12 protein-coding genes are annotated in these 15,010 nt (G+C 67.5%); 8 read left to right on the top strand and 4 right to left on the bottom strand.

Annotated features, from left to right (window positions below; genetic code table 11):
• Positions 1–10 precede the first annotated feature (10 nt).
• From nuoN to ACSQ3Y_RS26120, 3 genes are read left to right on the top strand one after another with little or no spacing between them, the layout of a single operon-like run.
• Positions 11–1,504: an NADH-quinone oxidoreductase subunit NuoN gene (gene nuoN / locus ACSQ3Y_RS26130; RefSeq protein WP_436179344.1), complete on the top strand. Its 1,494-nt coding sequence runs from the start codon at positions 11–13 to the stop codon at positions 1,502–1,504.
• A 21-nt stretch (positions 1,505–1,525) separates the two neighbouring features.
• On the top strand, positions 1,526–1,831 hold the full coding sequence (locus tag ACSQ3Y_RS26125) for a DUF2818 family protein (RefSeq protein ID WP_057267902.1): 306 nt from the start codon (positions 1,526–1,528) through the stop codon (positions 1,829–1,831).
• A 45-nt stretch (positions 1,832–1,876) separates the two neighbouring features.
• Positions 1,877–2,341: a DUF1178 family protein gene (locus tag ACSQ3Y_RS26120; RefSeq protein ID WP_179681527.1), complete on the top strand. Its 465-nt coding sequence runs from the start codon at positions 1,877–1,879 to the stop codon at positions 2,339–2,341.
• Positions 2,342–2,378: 37 nt separating this feature from the next.
• Here ACSQ3Y_RS26120 and ACSQ3Y_RS26115 read toward each other — a convergent pair whose 3' ends face one another.
• Positions 2,379–4,193 (bottom strand): ABC transporter transmembrane domain-containing protein, encoded by a 1,815-nt coding sequence (locus ACSQ3Y_RS26115; RefSeq protein WP_436179343.1) that lies wholly within the window; start codon positions 4,191–4,193, stop codon positions 2,379–2,381.
• Between the two features lie 385 nt (positions 4,194–4,578).
• Here ACSQ3Y_RS26115 and ACSQ3Y_RS26110 point away from each other — a divergent pair, with 385 nt between their 5' ends.
• The 5 genes from ACSQ3Y_RS26110 to ACSQ3Y_RS26090 all read left to right on the top strand — a co-directional run bounded on the left by ACSQ3Y_RS26110 (position 4,579) and on the right by ACSQ3Y_RS26090 (position 9,274).
• Positions 4,579–5,349, top strand: a complete 771-nt coding sequence (locus ACSQ3Y_RS26110; protein WP_057202192.1) for an ABC transporter ATP-binding protein — start codon at positions 4,579–4,581, stop codon at positions 5,347–5,349.
• Entirely contained in the window at positions 5,349–6,065 is a 717-nt protein-coding gene (locus ACSQ3Y_RS26105; RefSeq protein WP_436179342.1) for an ABC transporter ATP-binding protein, read from the top strand. The genes ACSQ3Y_RS26110 and ACSQ3Y_RS26105 overlap by 1 nt, the downstream gene beginning before the upstream one ends.
• A gap of 63 nt (positions 6,066–6,128) precedes the next feature.
• Positions 6,129–7,325, top strand: a complete 1,197-nt coding sequence (locus tag ACSQ3Y_RS26100) for an ABC transporter substrate-binding protein (protein ID WP_057202194.1) — start codon at positions 6,129–6,131, stop codon at positions 7,323–7,325.
• Positions 7,326–7,375: 50 nt separating this feature from the next.
• Positions 7,376–8,260 (top strand): branched-chain amino acid ABC transporter permease, encoded by an 885-nt coding sequence (locus tag ACSQ3Y_RS26095; RefSeq protein ID WP_057202195.1) that lies wholly within the window; start codon positions 7,376–7,378, stop codon positions 8,258–8,260.
• A 15-nt stretch (positions 8,261–8,275) separates the two neighbouring features.
• A complete protein-coding gene (locus tag ACSQ3Y_RS26090; RefSeq protein ID WP_436179341.1) occupies positions 8,276–9,274 on the top strand; it encodes a branched-chain amino acid ABC transporter permease in 999 nt (332 codons plus the stop codon).
• Positions 9,275–10,152: 878 nt separating this feature from the next.
• Here the strand turns inward: ACSQ3Y_RS26090 and ACSQ3Y_RS26085 are convergent.
• Genes ACSQ3Y_RS26085 through ACSQ3Y_RS26075 form a run of 3 tightly spaced genes read right to left on the bottom strand, consistent with a single transcriptional unit; the run spans position 10,153 to position 15,002 of the window.
• Positions 10,153–11,277, bottom strand: a complete 1,125-nt coding sequence (locus ACSQ3Y_RS26085) for a lipocalin-like domain-containing protein (RefSeq protein WP_436179340.1) — start codon at positions 11,275–11,277, stop codon at positions 10,153–10,155.
• A 10-nt stretch (positions 11,278–11,287) separates the two neighbouring features.
• Positions 11,288–12,370 carry a PLP-dependent cysteine synthase family protein gene (locus ACSQ3Y_RS26080; protein WP_436179339.1) on the bottom strand — a complete coding sequence of 361 codons (1,083 nt, stop codon included), beginning with the start codon at positions 12,368–12,370 and terminating at the stop codon, positions 11,288–11,290.
• Positions 12,371–12,410: 40 nt separating this feature from the next.
• Complete coding sequence (locus tag ACSQ3Y_RS26075) at positions 12,411–15,002, bottom strand: FtsX-like permease family protein (protein WP_436179338.1); 2,592 nt, start codon at positions 15,000–15,002, stop codon at positions 12,411–12,413.
• Between the last annotated feature and the right edge of the window lie 8 nt (positions 15,003–15,010).

Here is a 15,010-nt window from a genome sequence, read left to right as displayed (position 1 = left end):
GAGATTCGAGATGATTGACAACATCAGCTGGCTTGCGATTTACCCCGAGATTGTTCTCCTGGTCATGGGCTGCGTCATTGCGCTGGTCGACCTGGGGGTGCACAGCCCCCGCCGCACGGCCACCTACGTGCTGACCATGCTGACGCTGGCCCTGGTGGCCGGCCTGCAGGCCATGTACGCCAGCACCGGCAGCACCTTCTACGGCTTTGGCAACATGGTGGTCAGCGACTCCATGGGCAACTGGCTCAAGTGCTTCGCCACCGTGGCCGTGATGGTCACCCTGGTCTATGGCCGCCCCTACGCGGCAGACCGCGACATGATGCGCGGCGGCGAGTTGTTCACGCTGTCGATCTTCGCGCTCCTGGGCATGTTCATCATGATCTCGGGCAACAACTTCCTGATGATCTACCTGGGCCTGGAGCTCTTGACCCTGTCGAGCTACGCCCTGGTGGCCCTGCGCCGCGACAACGCCACCGCGACCGAAGCGGCGATGAAGTACTTCGTGCTCGGCGCCATGGCCAGCGGCTTCCTGCTGTACGGCCTGTCCATGGTCTACGGTGCCACCGGTTCGCTGGACATCGGCCAGGTGTTCAAGGCCGTCAACTCCGGCCAGATCCGCCACCAGGTGCTGGTGTTCGGTCTGGTGTTCGTGGTGGCAGGCCTGGCCTTCAAGCTCGGTGTGGTGCCTTTCCACATGTGGATTCCTGACGTGTACCAGGGTGCCCCCACGGCCGTCACGCTGCTGATCGGTGGCGCGCCCAAGCTGGCCGCGTTCGCCATCACCATCCGCCTGCTGGTGGACGGGCTGTTGCCGCTGGCCATCGACTGGCAGCAGATGCTCGCGGTGCTGGCCATCGGCTCGCTGCTGGTGGGCAACCTCGCGGCCATCGCGCAGACCAACCTCAAGCGCATGCTGGCCTACTCGACCATCTCGCAGATGGGCTTCGTGCTGCTGGGCCTGATGTCGGGTGTGGTCAACGGCAACGTGGAAGCCGCCGCCGTCGAGAACGCCTACAGCGCCTCCATGTTCTATGTGGTGAGCTACGTGCTGACCACGCTGGCCGCCTTCGGCGTGATCCTGCTGCTGGCCCGCGAAGGTTTCGAGAGCGAAGAGATCGCCGACTTCGCCGGCCTGAACCAGCGCAGCCCGCTGTACGCCGCCGTGATGGCGGTGTGCCTGTTCTCCATGGCTGGCATTCCGCCCATGGTCGGCTTCTACGCCAAGCTGTCGGTGCTGCAGGCGCTGGTGGCATCGGGCCAGGCCGCCTACATCGCCATGGCGGTGTTCGCGGTCGTCATGTCGCTGATCGGCGCCTTCTACTACCTGCGCGTCGTCAAGGTCATGTACTTCGACGCCCCGCTGACCGCCACCAGCGTTTCCGCCCCCCTGGACGTGCGCGTGGTGCTCACCATCAACGGTGCCCTGGTGCTGGGACTCGGCCTTCTGCCCGGTGGCCTGATGGCGCTGTGCGCCGAGGCCGTCGTGCGCGCCCTGGCCACCTGACCGACCGGCCGGAGCGAACCCGTGTCCCTGACCGGTTCCGTCTGGCTGGTGATCGTGGCGGCCCTCATCGCTGCGAACCTGCCCTTTGCCAACCAGCGCTGGCTGGTGGTGGGGCCTGTGGCGCAGCCCAGGAAGGGCCTGCCCGTGCGCATCGCAGAACTCGTGCTGGCGTATTTTCTGGTGGGTGGCCTGGCGCTGCTGCTGGAGCGCCGGGCCGGGCAGATCGCCCCGCAGGGCTGGGAGTTCTATGCCATCACCGGCACCATGTTCCTCACGCTGGCCTTCCCCGGCTTCGTCTACCGCTACCTGCTGCGCCGCCACGGCTAGGCAGGGGTCGCATTCCTTTCTTTTCCCTCACGCGCCTCCTCGACCATGAAAGTGCTCGACCTGCACTGCCACGAGGGCCATGTCTTCGAAGGCTGGTTTGCTTCGGAGGACGACTTCCAGAGCCAGAACCAGCGCGGCCTCGTGCAATGCCCCTGGTGCGGCGATTCCAGCATCTCCAAGCGCCTGAGCGCGCCGCGGCTGAACCTGGGCGCCAAGCCGCCGGCCGTGGCACCCGCCAAGCCGGCGGCAGCCCCTGGCGGCCAGGAGTCCGTGGCCTTGCCCCCGGCGCTGCAGGCCGCCTGGCTGGAGCTGGCGCGCAAGATCGCCGCCAATACCGAGGATGTGGGCAACCGCTTCGCCGATGAGGCTCGCCGCATGCACCACGGCGAGACCGAGGAGCGCGCCATCCGCGGCCAGGCTACGCCCGACGAGGCGGCCCAATTGATCGATGAAGGCATTGCCGTGCTGCCGCTGCCCTTGCCAGCTGCAGCGAAAGAAACCCTCCACTGAATCTGCCTGAGGGCAGGGCGACTGCGTTGGCCTCGGCTCAGGCGGTGAACTGCAGCGCCGCCAGGCGCGCGTAGATGCCGTTGACGGCCAGCAGGCCGGCATGCGTGCCTTGCTCCACGATGCGCCCATGCTCCAGCACCACGATGCGGTCGGCGTTCTGCACGGTGGCCAGGCGGTGGGCGATCACAAGGGTGGTGCGTTGGCCGGTGTGGCGCTGCATGGCGGTGTCCAGGGCGGCCTGCACCATGCGCTCGCTTTCTGCGTCTAGGGCGCTGGTGGCCTCGTCGAGCAGCAGCAGCGGCGGGTTCTTGAGCATGGCGCGGGCGATGGCGATGCGCTGGCGCTGCCCGCCCGACAGGCGCACACCACGCTCCCCAAGGAAGGTGCCGTAGCCCTCGGGCAATGCCATCAGGAAGTCATGGGCGAACGCCGAGCGCGCAGCGGCCATCACTTCCTCGTCGGTGGCGTCCGGGCGCCCGTAGCGGATGTTCTCCATCGCCGATGACGAGAAGATCACCGCATCCTGCGGCACCACGCCCACATGCGATCGCAGCTCGGTCAGCGACATGGAGCGGATGTCCGTGCCGTTCAGCCGGATGGCGCCACAGGGTTGACCGTTTGGCGCCGTGTCCACGTCATAAAAGCGCTGCAGTAGCTGGAACACCGTGGTCTTGCCCGCACCACTGGCGCCCACCAGGGCCACGGTTTCACCCGCAGCCAACTGCAGATTGAAGTCGTGCAGCGCCGGCTGGTCCGGGCGCGAGGGGTAGTGGAAGTCCACCTGGTCGAATGCCACCGCCAGGCCCTTGCCGGTACCGGGCAGGGCCACGGGCGCGGCAGGCTCGGCCACGGGGGAGCGGCTGCCCAGCAGTTCCATCAGCCGCTCGGTGGCGCCCGCGGCGCGCAGCAGGTCGCCATAGACCTCGCCCAGCACGGCCACGGAGCCTGCCAGCAGGACCACGTAGACGACGGTCTGCCCCAGGTGTCCGGCCGTCATCTGGCCGGCCAGCACCGCCTGCGTGCCCTGGTACAGGCCCCACAGCAGCAGGGCGGCATTGGCGATGATGATGAAGGCCACCAGCACCGCACGCGCCAGCGTGCGCCTCACGGCCACGTGGAAGGCGTTTTCGTTGGCCTGCGTGAAGCGCTGCGCCTCACGCGGCTCGGCTGTGTAGCTCTGCACCACCGGGATGGCGTTGAGTACCTCGGCTGCGATGGCGCTCGAATCGGCCACGCGATCCTGGCTGTCGCGCGAGAGGCGCCGCACGCGCCGCCCGATCCACATGGTGGGCACCACCACCAGCACGATGGCCAGCAGCACCCATGACATCACGTAGGGGTTGGTCCACACCAGCATGGCCAGCGCGCCGATACCCATCACCGCGTTGCGCAGCCCCATGGACAGGGACGAGCCCACCACCGTCTGCACCAGGGTGGTGTCGGCCGTCAGTCGCGAGAGCACCTCGCCGGTCTGCGTGGTCTCGAAGAACTGCGGGCTTTGCTGCAGCACATGGCCATACACCGCATTGCGCAGGTCGGCTGTCACGCGCTCGCCCAGCCAGCTCACCATGTAGAAGCGCCCGGCCGAGAAGACGCCGAGCGCGATGGCCACAGCGAACAGGGCCTCGAAATGGTCGCGCAGCGCCATGGCCTGCTCGCCCTTGTCGGCATGGACCAGGCCGCCATCGACCAGCGTGCGCAGCGCGATGGGAAACGCCAGCGTGGCCAGTGCCGCCAGCACCAGAAAGACGCCCGAGAGTGCGATGCGCCCGCTGTACGGACGCAGGAACGGCAGCAGGCCGCTCAGGGAGCGCGGCGCACCGCGGGCTGGGGATGTGGAGGGAGATGCCATGCGCGCAGTGTAGGGGGCCGGGCGATTGCGTGCGCTGATGGGGCCGTTGCCAACCTGTACGGGTGGATACAGGTCCCGACGGGCCCACGGCACCCCACCAGTCAGTAAAAAGTCAGCACTCCAGCGGCCATGCCGCAGTGGCGGCCCAAGGTGCTGAAACCGGATTGGCGAGCCATGTTCCAGAGGCGGCATTCGGGTATACGCGCATGCCCTGGGCATGCTGCGCGCCACCCCGCACTGTCACCTAGGCGTTTATACATAGGCATTAGTCCCAGTATCTGCGCAGGGGCTCAGCCGCATACCATGCGTTGCAACAAATAAGCATGCATGGAGACCTTGTTGCAAGGCTCTTGCACCCTGCACACAACGGAGCAGCCAAGGCGCAATGAGCGACGTCATCCTCGAAACCACCAGCCTGACCAAAGAGTTCAAGGGCTTCACTGCAGTCAGCGATGTGAACCTGGCCGTGCGCCGGGGTTCCATCCATGCGCTGATCGGCCCCAATGGCGCAGGCAAGACCACGTGCTTCAACCTGCTGACCAAGTTCCTGGAACCCACGTCGGGCGTCATCCGCTTCAATGGGCATGACATCACACGCGAGCAGCCCGCGCAGATCGCCCGGCGCGGCGTTATCCGGTCGTTCCAGATCTCGGCCGTGTTCCCGCACCTCACGCTGATGGAGAACGTGCGCCTGGGCCTGCAGCGCAAGCTCGGCACATCCTTCCACTTCTGGCGCAGCGAACGCAGCCTGCACCAACTCGACGACCGGGCCATGCAGCTGCTGACCGAGGTCGGCCTGGCCGACATCGCCGACGAAGTCACCGTGAACCTGCCCTATGGCCGCAAGCGTGCGCTGGAGATCGCCACCACGCTGGCCATGGAGCCCGAACTGATGTTGCTGGACGAGCCCACCCAGGGCATGGGCCACGAGGACGTGGACCGCGTCACCCAGCTCATCAAGAAGGTCTCGGCCGGCCGCACCATCCTCATGGTGGAGCACAACATGAAAGTCGTCTCCACCATCGCCGACCGCATCACGGTGCTGCAGCGCGGCGCCGTGCTGGCCGAAGGGCCGTACGCCGAAGTCTCCAGCAACCCCCAGGTGATGGAAGCCTACATGGGCACCACCGACGGCCAACTGCAAGGGGCACATTGATGGCCGGCACCACACCCGCACTCGAAATCAAGGGCCTCGAAGCCTGGTACGGCGAATCGCATGTGCTGCACGGCGTGGACATCGTCGTGCAGCCCGGCGAGGTCGTCACCCTGCTGGGCCGCAACGGCGCGGGCCGCACCACCACCATGCGCGCCATCATGGGCCTCACGGGCGCACGCAAGGGCTCGGTCAAGATCCATGGCGTTGAGACCGTGAACATGGCCACGCACCGCATCGCCCACCTGGGCGTGGGCTACTGCCCGGAAGAGCGCGGCATCTTCTCCAGCCTCTCGTGCGAGGAGAACCTGCTCTTGCCCCCGCAGCTCAAGACCGGCACGCCCGGCATGTCGGTGCAGGAGATCTACGCCATGTTCCCCAACCTGGCTGAACGCAAGAACAGCCAGGGCACGCGCCTGTCGGGCGGCGAGCAGCAGATGCTCGCCGTGGCCCGCATCCTGCGCACCGGCGCCAAGCTGCTGCTGCTCGACGAGATTTCCGAGGGCCTGGCGCCCGTGATCGTGCAGGCCCTGGCCCGCATGATCACCATGCTGCGCCAGAAGGGCTACACGGTGGTCATGGTGGAGCAGAATTTCCGCTTTGCCGCGCCGCTGGCCGACCGTTTCTACGTCATGGAGCATGGCCGCATCGTCGAGAAGTTCGGTGCGGCCGAGCTCGAAGCCAAGATGCCGGTGCTTACCGAGCTGCTGGGCGTCTGACCCGACGGCAGCAGCACCCGCTCCCATCCTCTTCACCACCACCCACCCACAGGAGACAAATCCATGAAGAACCAACTCAAAGTGCTGGCCTTGATGCTCGGCGCAGCAGGTCTTGCAACGTCGGCCGCACACGCGCAGGACAAGGTCAAGATCGGTTTCATCACCGACATGTCCAGCCTGTACGCAGACGTGGAAGGCAAGAACGGCGCGCTGGCCATCCAGATGGCCATCGACGACTTCGGCGGCAAGGTGCTGGGCATGCCCATCGAGCTGATGAGCGCCGACCACCAGAACAAGGCCGACATCGCCGCCTCCAAGGCGCGCGAGTGGATCGACACCCAGGGTCTGACGATGATCTTCGGCGGCACCAACTCCGGCACCGCTCTGGCCACGGCCAAGGTGGCGTCCGAGAAGAAGCGCGTCTACATCAACAACGGCGCGGCCAGCTCGGCACTGACCAACGAGCAGTGCTCGCCCTACACCGTGCACTATGCCTATGACACCGTGGCGCTGGCCAAGGGCACGGGCTCGGCCATCGTCGATACCGGCGGCAAGAGCTGGTACTTCCTGACCGCCGACTACGCCTTCGGCCATGCGCTCGAAGCAGATACCACCACCGTGGTCAAGGCCAAGGGCGGCAACGTGGTGGGCGCCGTACGCCACCCGCTCAACGCTTCGGACTTCTCGTCCTTCCTGCTGCAGGCGCAGAACTCCAAGGCCCAGATCCTGGGCCTGGCCAACGCGGGCGGCGACACCATCAACGCCATCAAGGCCGCCAAGGAGTTCGGCATCGGCAAGACCATGAAGCTTGCCGGCTTGCTGATCTTCATCAGCGACGTGCACAGCCTGGGCCTGCGCAACACCGAAGGCCTGCAGTTCACCACCAGCTGGTACTGGGACCTGAACGACGAGACGCGCAAGTTCTCGGCCCGCTTCTTCGAGAAGACCAAGCGCATGCCGACCGAAATCCAGGCCGCCGACTACTCGGCCACGATGAACTACCTCAAGGCCGTGGAAGCCGCCAAGAGCATCGATGCCGACAAGGTCATGACCACCTGGCGAGGCATGAAGATGAACGACTTCTTCGGCTCGGGCCAGTTGCGTGCCGATGGCCGCTACGTGCACGACATGTACCTGATGGAAGTGAAGAAGCCTTCGGAATCCACCAAGCCATGGGACTACTACAAGCTGGTCAAGAAGCTGCCCGGCGACACGGTGTTCACCACCAAGGCCGAGAGCAAGTGCCCGCTCTGGAAATAAGCCCCTTCCCACCGACCTGAACCACTTCGCACCTCCTGCCGCCTTCGCCCATGGAAATCTTTGGTGTCTCATTGCCAGGCCTGTTGAGCCAGCTCCTTCTGGGGCTGGTCAACGGATCCTTTTATGCAATCCTCAGCCTGGGGCTGGCCGTGATCTTCGGCCTGCTCAACGTCATCAACTTTGCGCATGGAGCGCTGTTCATGACCGGGGCACTGATCACCTGGATGGCCATGAACTACCTGGGCCTTGGCTACTGGTGGATGCTGTTGCTGGCGCCGCTGGTGGTGGGGGTGTTCGGGGTGGTGATCGAGCGGCTCTTGCTGCGCTGGATCTACAAGCTCGACCACCTGTACGGGCTGCTGCTCACGCTGGGCCTCACGCTGCTGATCGAGGGCGTGTTCCGCTCCATCTACGGCGTGTCGGGCCTGGGCTATGACACGCCCGAGCTGCTCGAAGGCGCGACCAACCTCGGCTTCATGATCCTGCCCAACTACCGGGCCTGGGTGGTGGTGGCCTCGGTGGTCGTGTGCCTGGCCACCTGGTATGTGATCGAGAAAACCAAGCTCGGTGCCTACCTGCGCGCCGGCACCGAGAACCCGCGCCTGGTGGAGGCATTCGGCATCAACGTGCCGGTGATGGTGACCCTGACCTACGCCTTCGGCGCCGCCCTTGCGGCTTTTGCCGGCGTGCTCGCCGCGCCGGTCTACCAGGTCACGCCGCTGATGGGGCAGAACCTCATCATCGTGGTCTTCGCCGTGGTGGTGATCGGCGGCATGGGCTCCATCATGGGCTCCATCCTCACCGGGCTGGGCCTGGGCGTCATCGAAGGCTTCACCAAGGTGTTCTACCCCGAGGCTTCTTCCACCGTGGTGTTCGTCATCATGGTCATCGTTCTCCTCATCCGCCCCGCCGGCCTGTTCGGCAAAGAAAAATAAGCAGGGGCCGCTCGCATGAATCTCAAGAACCTTGCCCCCATCGGCTACGGCCTGCTGCTGCTCGCCTTGATCGCAGCGCCCTTCCTGGGGGCCTATCCCGTCTTCGTGATGAAGCTCATGTGCTTCGCACTGTTCGCTTCGGCCTTCAACCTGCTGCTCGGCTTCACCGGCCTGCTGTCCTTCGGCCACGCCGCCTTTCTCGGTGGCGCGGCCTACGTGGCCGGCCACGCCATCAAGGTCTGGGGTCTGACGCCCGAGATCGGCCTGCTGCTGGGCACCGCCGGCGGCGCGCTGCTGGGCCTGCTGTTCGGCTGGCTGGCCATCCGCCGCCAGGGCATCTATTTCTCGATGATCACCCTGGCCCTGGCGCAGATGCTGTTCTTCGCCTGCCTGCAGGCCCCATTCACCGGTGGCGAGGACGGCCTGCAGGGCGTGCCGCGCGGCAAGCTGTTCGGCATCATCAGCCTGCAGAGCGACCTGGTGATGTACTACGTGGCCCTGGTCATCGTGGTGCTGGCCTTCCTGGTCATCGTGCGCACCATCCACTCGCCGTTCGGGCAGGTGCTCAAGGGCATCAAGGAGAACGAGCCGCGCGCCATCTCCCTGGGGTACGACACGCACCGTTTCAAGCTGCTGGCCTTCGTACTCTCGGCCGCCCTGGCCGGGCTGGCGGGTTCGCTCAAGACGCTGGTGCTGGGTTTTGCCACCTTGTCCGACGTGCATTGGACCGCGTCGGGGCAGGTGATTCTGATGACCCTCGTGGGCGGGCTCGGGACTCTCTCCGGGCCACTGATCGGGTCGGCTGTGGTCGTGATGCTGGAGAACAAGATTGGCGAGTTCGGTAACTTGCTGGCTGCGCTGACCAGCGTGGAATGGTTCAAGACGCTGGGTGAGTCGGTCACCATGGTTACTGGCTTGATCTTCGTCATCTGTGTGCTGGCGTTCCGGCGCGGGATCATGGGGGAGATCATTGCCTGGCTGGTTGCTCGGCGGTCTGCGGGTTCGCGGCACTGAGGTTCTTGTTGCCCCTATGCCTTTGTTGAGGGCGGAGGCCGGGTCACGGCCCGGCGGTTGAGGGACATTCGACGGGCTGTGGCTTTGGTGATGGCGTGCCTGTGCGTGGTGCGGGAGCCGGGATGTGCGCCCGGCGGCGCACCTACCTTCTTTTGCTTCGTCAAAAGAAGGTAGGCCAAGAAAAGACGACCCCGCTGCCCGTGTCCCCACTCGCCTGGCAGCGAGTGGGGCAGCCTGCGATGCTCGGGCCTGGGGTGGCGCCGAAGAACTCCCTGCGCTGCCTCTGCGAGGCAGCTCCGGTCAAACAGCTTCGGCGAGCCAGATGACGAGGCGCGTGTCCTTCGGCACGCGCTCACCCCAGGCCCTGCGCTTCTCGGCACGGTCAGAAGGGGCGGTGAGCAGGCTCCACACGGGCCATTGCTTCGCTCGGCCCCAACTGCCTCGCTGCGCTTGGCCTGGACAGGGCGGCTGCGCCCCAGCCGTCGGCAGCGCGCAGCGCGAACCGACCCCAGGCGCAGCTGCGCAGCAGCAGCCGTGTTTGACCCCGCTCCCCACCCCTTCTGGCTGCGCCGAGAAGCGCAGGAGCTGGGGTGGGCGTGTGTGCCGAAGGACACACACGCTTCGTGAACTGACTTGCCGCAGCTGTTTGAGCGGAGTTCGAAGAACGCAGCGAGTTCTGCGGCACCACCCCAGGACCGAGCATCGCAGGTTGCCCCCGTTCGCCCGACAGGGCGAACGGGGGACGCAGACTGGGGGTCGCCTTTTCTTGGCCCACCTTCTTTTGGCGACGCAAAAGAAGGTGGGTGCGCCGCCGGGCGCACATCCCGGCTCCCGTCCTCAGCACAGGCATGCTGCAACCACCAACCACCAACCACCAACTACAACTTCAAAGCCCTCGCATACCCCGTCATCTCCAGATACCCCTTCCCCACCACTGTCCCCTCCCGCAGCAACTCCGACAACCCCTCCCAGTAGATAGCCCCCGTAGACGCACTGCTATCGAGCTCCTGGTTGTCCAGCAGACTCCGCACCTCAAACACCCCCACAGGCGTCTGCACCCGCCACTGCACCGGATACCGCGCCCCGCTCACAGGACTCGTCCACCACCGCTCGGGCGTGAACACCACCTCGGCCGCATCGAACACCCGGGCCGCCTGCCCAGGGGGGCGAAACGATCCCCCTGCCCACAGCGCAGACCCATCCCCACGCCGCAGCCGGAACGCCGTGAGCGCACTGCCATCCAGCAGGTTCATCCCGATCCAGTCCCACCCCTGCGCCTCGGGGTGCAGCAGCGCCTCGCTCCACTCATGGTCCATCCAGGCACGGCCACTTCCTGGGTCGATGGCCATGCGCTTGCCATCGAGCACGATGGCGCCGCCCACGGCCAGCTGTGGCTGGCTGTAGTAGTAACTCGCCTGGGCGCTCTCGGGCCCCTTGCGCGAGAGTCCTTCGCGGCCCTGCAGCAGCACGGGCTGGGTGGCGTCGAATTGCAGCTGCAGGCCGAAGTGCTCGCCCTCTATGCGCGCGGCATAGCGGCTGCCCCCGCCACCCGGCAGGTCGCTGCGCACCAGGCTCCAGTCCTGCAGTCGGATGGCTGTGTCGGATTCACTCGCCTGGGCCACGCCGAAGCCTGCGCGGGCGATGCGCTGGTCGTGGTGCAGGCGCTGGCCCTTCAGATCGGTGAGGGCGGCATGCGCGAACAACAGGTGCTTTGCGGCAAAGGCCGACTGGATGCCTTGTGCGGCGTCCACGCGCGAGCGAAAGAACGTGACCTGGAAGCCCCATTCGCGGCCGCCTGCTTGCGCATGGCCGGTGATGTACCACCACTCGGTGCGCAGCTCGGGGTGGCTGCCGTGGTCGCGGGGGAAGGCCAGGGTGCGGGCAGGCAGTGCCTGGGTGTGGCCGCTCCACGCGCTACCCAGGGCACCGGCCAGGCCCAACACGAGTGCCTTGCGGCGCGAGGGTGCGGGAGGTATGCCAAAGAGCATTGGGTACGGCGGCATGCGGCCTGCCTCAGTCCATCAGCGCCTGTACCTTGCGCTGTGCCTCGGTGCAGTCGCCGAAACTCCGGGCCACCCAATCGGCGTCGAAGTACGTGGGCAAATAGCGCTCGCCTGCATCGCACAGCAGCGAGAGGATGGAGCCCTGCTCGCCGCGCTCGCGCATCTCGCTGGCCAGGGTCAGCATGGCAATGAAATTGGTGCCCGTCGAGGGCCCCACGCGCCGCCCGAGCAGCTGCGACAGCGCCTGCATGGCGGCCACCGATTCCACGTCAGGCACTTCCTGCATGCGGTCCACCAGGGTGCGGATGAAGCTTGGCTCCACACGCGGGCGGCCGATGCCCTCGATGCGCGAACCGGGTGCCGTCAGCGTGGCGTCGCCCGTGCGGTGGTAGGCGCTGAACACCGAGCCCGCAGGGTCGGCCACGCAGACCTCGGTGGCGTGCTGCTGGTAGCGCAGGTAGCGGCCGATGGTGGCGCTGGTGCCGCCCGTGCCCGCACCCACCACGATCCAGCGCGGCACCGGGTGGGGCTCGCGCGCCATCTGCGTGAACATGCTCTCGGCGATGTTGTTGTTGCCACGCCAGTCGGTGGCGCGCTCGGCGTACGTGAACTGGTCCATGTAGTGGCCACCCGTCTGCTCGGCAATGGCGCGGGCCTCCTCGTACACTTGGCCGGCACTCTCCACCAGGTGGCAGCGGCCACCGTGGAACTCGATCTGCGCGATCTTCTCGGGCGAGGTGGTGCGCGGCATCACGGCCACGAAGGGCAGGCCCAGCAGGCGCGCAAAATAGGCCTCGCTCACCGCGGTGGAGCCGCTCGACGACTCGACCACGGTCGAGCCCTCGCTGATCCAGCCATTGCACAGCGCGTACAGAAACAGCGAGCGCGCCAGCCGGTGCTTCAGGCTGCCCGTGGGGTGCGTGGATTCGTCCTTGAGGTACAGGTCGATGCCATGCGCGCCATACGAGGGCAGGCGCAGCGGGATCAGGTGCGTGTCGGCACTGCGCTGGTAGTCGGCTTCGATGCGGGCGATGGCGTTGTGCAGCCAGGTGCTGGCATGCACGGGTGGGAGGGGCTTGTTGGCAGCGGTCATGGGGGGATTGTCTCGCAGTGCCCACTGTCCACGCAGGTTCTTACCAGTCTTCCTTGACGGCCATCACCGCATCGCGCCCCGCAGCGGCCCGCCCGGCCAGCCAGGCGGTCACCGTGCCCGACACCACCACGGCCGCGCACAGAGCCGCAAGGCGCCAGCCCGGAATGCTCAGGTCCATGGTCCAGTGAAAGCTCTGCGGATTCACCACGTGCACCAGCACCACCGACACAGCCAGGCCCAGCAGCACGCCGGCGACTGCGCCCACGCCTGTCCAGGCCGCGCCTTCGGCGGCCACCACGGCCAGAATCTGGCGGCGTGTGAGGCCCAGGTGCGCCAGCAGCCCGAACTCCTTGCGCCGCGCCAGCACCTGGGCACTGAAGCTCGCTGCCACGCCGAACAGGCCGATGCCGATGGCCACCGCCTGCAGCCAGTAGGTGACGGCAAAGCTGCGGTCGAAGATGTGCAGCGAGCGCTCGCGGATCGCGCTGGCGGACATGAACTCCAGGGGCAGCTCGCCCGCGCCACGGGCCGCCGCCAGGTCGCGGATGGCCTGCTGCAACACCGCCAGGTCGGCGCCCTCGCGTGGCCACAGTGCCAGGTCGCTGGTGCGCGCGTCGCCCGTGAGAAGCAGGTAGTCGGCCCGGTCCAGTGCCACTGCGCCCGACTGGCGTGCATAGTCGCGCCAGACCCCGGCGATGAAGAAGCGCGGCGCATCCACCCGGGTGCTGAACGCCCGCGATAGCCCATCCCACTGCATGCCCGGCGCCAGGCCATAGAGGTCCACCACGGCTTCGCTGATGTAGATGCCGATGCTGCCGGCGGGCACCGGCAGGGCCGTGCCCACCAGCGGCAGCTGGCGCGCCGGGTCGGCGCCCAGGGGGCGGCTGATGAGCATGAGCGCAGGGCGCGAGGGGTCGAGCTGCAACGGGCTGGCACGCAGCGGCTGCACGCGCTCGATACCCGGCAGCTGCGCCACGGCTTCGGCAAGGCCGGCGGGCAGCAGTGCGGCCTCGCTGCCCGCACCGCCCAGGGCCGAGCGCACGTACAGCGGCGAGGGCAGCACCCCATCGAGCCACTGCGCGACCGATCCGCGAAAGCTCGACACCATCACCGTGAGCGCCACGGCCAGGCTCAGGCTGGCCACCACACCGCCCACGGCAATGGCGGCGCTGCCGCGCATGCGGCGCGCGCGCTCCAGTGCCAGCAGGGGCAGGGCGTGTTGCGCGGCCAGCGGCTGCAGGCGTGCCAGCAGCGCCGCCATGCCGCGCGGCAGCAAGGCGATGCCGCCCACCAGCAGCAGCGCAATGGCGCCATAGGCTGCCAGCGGAATGCCGGCCAAGGGCGGCGCGAACGACAGCGCCACGCCCCCAGCCACCAGGGCCAGGCCCACGGTGCCCCGGTCGGCCCTGGTGGTGGCACTGCCCAGGCCCTTGAGGGTCTGCGCGGGCGGCAGGGTCTGCGCCGCGCGCGCGGGCCACCAGCCACCGGCCAGTGCGGCGGCAAGGCCCAGTGCGCCATAGATGGCCGCAGCCGGTGCGCTCCACTGCAGTGCCGGCTGCACGCCCGCAAAATAGCCGCCGCCCAAGTCCCCGCCCAGCAGGCGCAGCGCCGCTGCGGCCAGGCCCGTGCCCAGCGCGATGCCGGCCACGCTGCCCACCACGCCCAGCACCGCCGATTCGGCCAGCACCAGGGCCAGGCGCTGGCGCGGCGTGGCACCCAGCACGGCCAGCAGCGCGAACTGCGGCCCGCGCTGTGCCACGCTGAGCGCCAGCACCGAGAACACCAGGAAGGCCCCCGTGAACAACGCCACCAGCGCCAGCACCGTGAGGTTGACGCGGTAGGCACGCGAGAGGTTGCTGATGCGCTGCGCCGCATCGCCCGGCTCGGCCAACACGGCTTGCGCTGGCCAGCCGGGCAGGGCGCGCAGGCTTTGCATGAAGGCCTGGCGGTCGGTGCCCGCCTGCAGCTGCAGGTCGATCCTCGTCAATTGCCCGGCACGGCCGAACAGGTCTTGCGCGGCACCGATATCCATCACCGCCAGCGGCGCACCGCCTGCACCCACCGTGCCTGCCACACGCACCGCCAGGCGCTGCAGGCCCGTGTGCAGGGTGATCTGCGGCAGCGGCGCCCCCGCGTCGGTCGGTGCGGTGGATATCCCCAGCGCCTGCAGCGCCGAAGCATTGAGGAACACCGTGGCGGGCGAGAACAGTGCGAAGCGGTCTGCCTGGGCCCAGGGGCGCGGCACAAGGGCTGGTGCCACGGCGGGCAGCAGCAACGCATCGGCCCCCAGCACGCGCAGCGGTACGCGCGCGGCCTGGGCCCCCGAGGCCCCGTTGGGTGCCGCCACGGCCGACAGCTCCAGCACCGGGCTGGCCCGGGCCACCTGCGGGTGGGTGGCCAGGCGCCCGTACAGGGCCTCGTCCAGGCTGCCCTGCATGGCGCGCAACTCCAGATCGGGCTGGCCGTTGACGGCGCGCACCGCCTGCGAGAACTCATCGAGTGCCGAGGCATTGATCACATGCACTGCAAAGGCCAGCGCCACGCCCAGCATCACCGCGATCACGGCCGCCAGGCTGCGCCAGGGGTGGTGGCGCAGGTCCTGCCAGGAGAAGGTGCGCAGCAGGGCGAGCATGGCGGGCG

Origin of the sequence: Acidovorax sp. LjRoot66 (assembly GCF_964253305.1) — a bacterium.
Lineage (GTDB): Bacteria > Pseudomonadota > Gammaproteobacteria > Burkholderiales > Burkholderiaceae_C > Acidovorax.
This window is presented reverse-complemented; position numbering and strand designations above follow the sequence as displayed.

Bases quoted from the DNA above. Each gene is read 5' to 3' on its own strand.
- ACSQ3Y_RS26075 (WP_436179338.1), bottom strand. From the start codon at position 15,002: ATGCTCGCCCTGCTGCGCACCTTCTCCTGGCAGGACCTGCGCCACCAC.
- ACSQ3Y_RS26120 (WP_179681527.1), top strand. From the start codon at position 1,877: ATGAAAGTGCTCGACCTGCACTGCCACGAGGGCCATGTCTTCGAAGGC.
- ACSQ3Y_RS26105 (WP_436179342.1), top strand. From the start codon at position 5,349: ATGGCCGGCACCACACCCGCACTCGAAATCAAGGGCCTCGAAGCCTGG.
- ACSQ3Y_RS26095 (WP_057202195.1), top strand. From the start codon at position 7,376: ATGGAAATCTTTGGTGTCTCATTGCCAGGCCTGTTGAGCCAGCTCCTT.
- ACSQ3Y_RS26115 (WP_436179343.1), bottom strand. From the start codon at position 4,193: ATGGCATCTCCCTCCACATCCCCAGCCCGCGGTGCGCCGCGCTCCCTG.
- ACSQ3Y_RS26080 (WP_436179339.1), bottom strand. From the start codon at position 12,370: ATGACCGCTGCCAACAAGCCCCTCCCACCCGTGCATGCCAGCACCTGG.
- ACSQ3Y_RS26085 (WP_436179340.1), bottom strand. From the start codon at position 11,277: ATGCCGCCGTACCCAATGCTCTTTGGCATACCTCCCGCACCCTCGCGC.
- ACSQ3Y_RS26090 (WP_436179341.1), top strand. From the start codon at position 8,276: ATGAATCTCAAGAACCTTGCCCCCATCGGCTACGGCCTGCTGCTGCTC.
- ACSQ3Y_RS26100 (WP_057202194.1), top strand. From the start codon at position 6,129: ATGAAGAACCAACTCAAAGTGCTGGCCTTGATGCTCGGCGCAGCAGGT.
- ACSQ3Y_RS26110 (WP_057202192.1), top strand. From the start codon at position 4,579: ATGAGCGACGTCATCCTCGAAACCACCAGCCTGACCAAAGAGTTCAAG.
- nuoN (WP_436179344.1), top strand. From the start codon at position 11: ATGATTGACAACATCAGCTGGCTTGCGATTTACCCCGAGATTGTTCTC.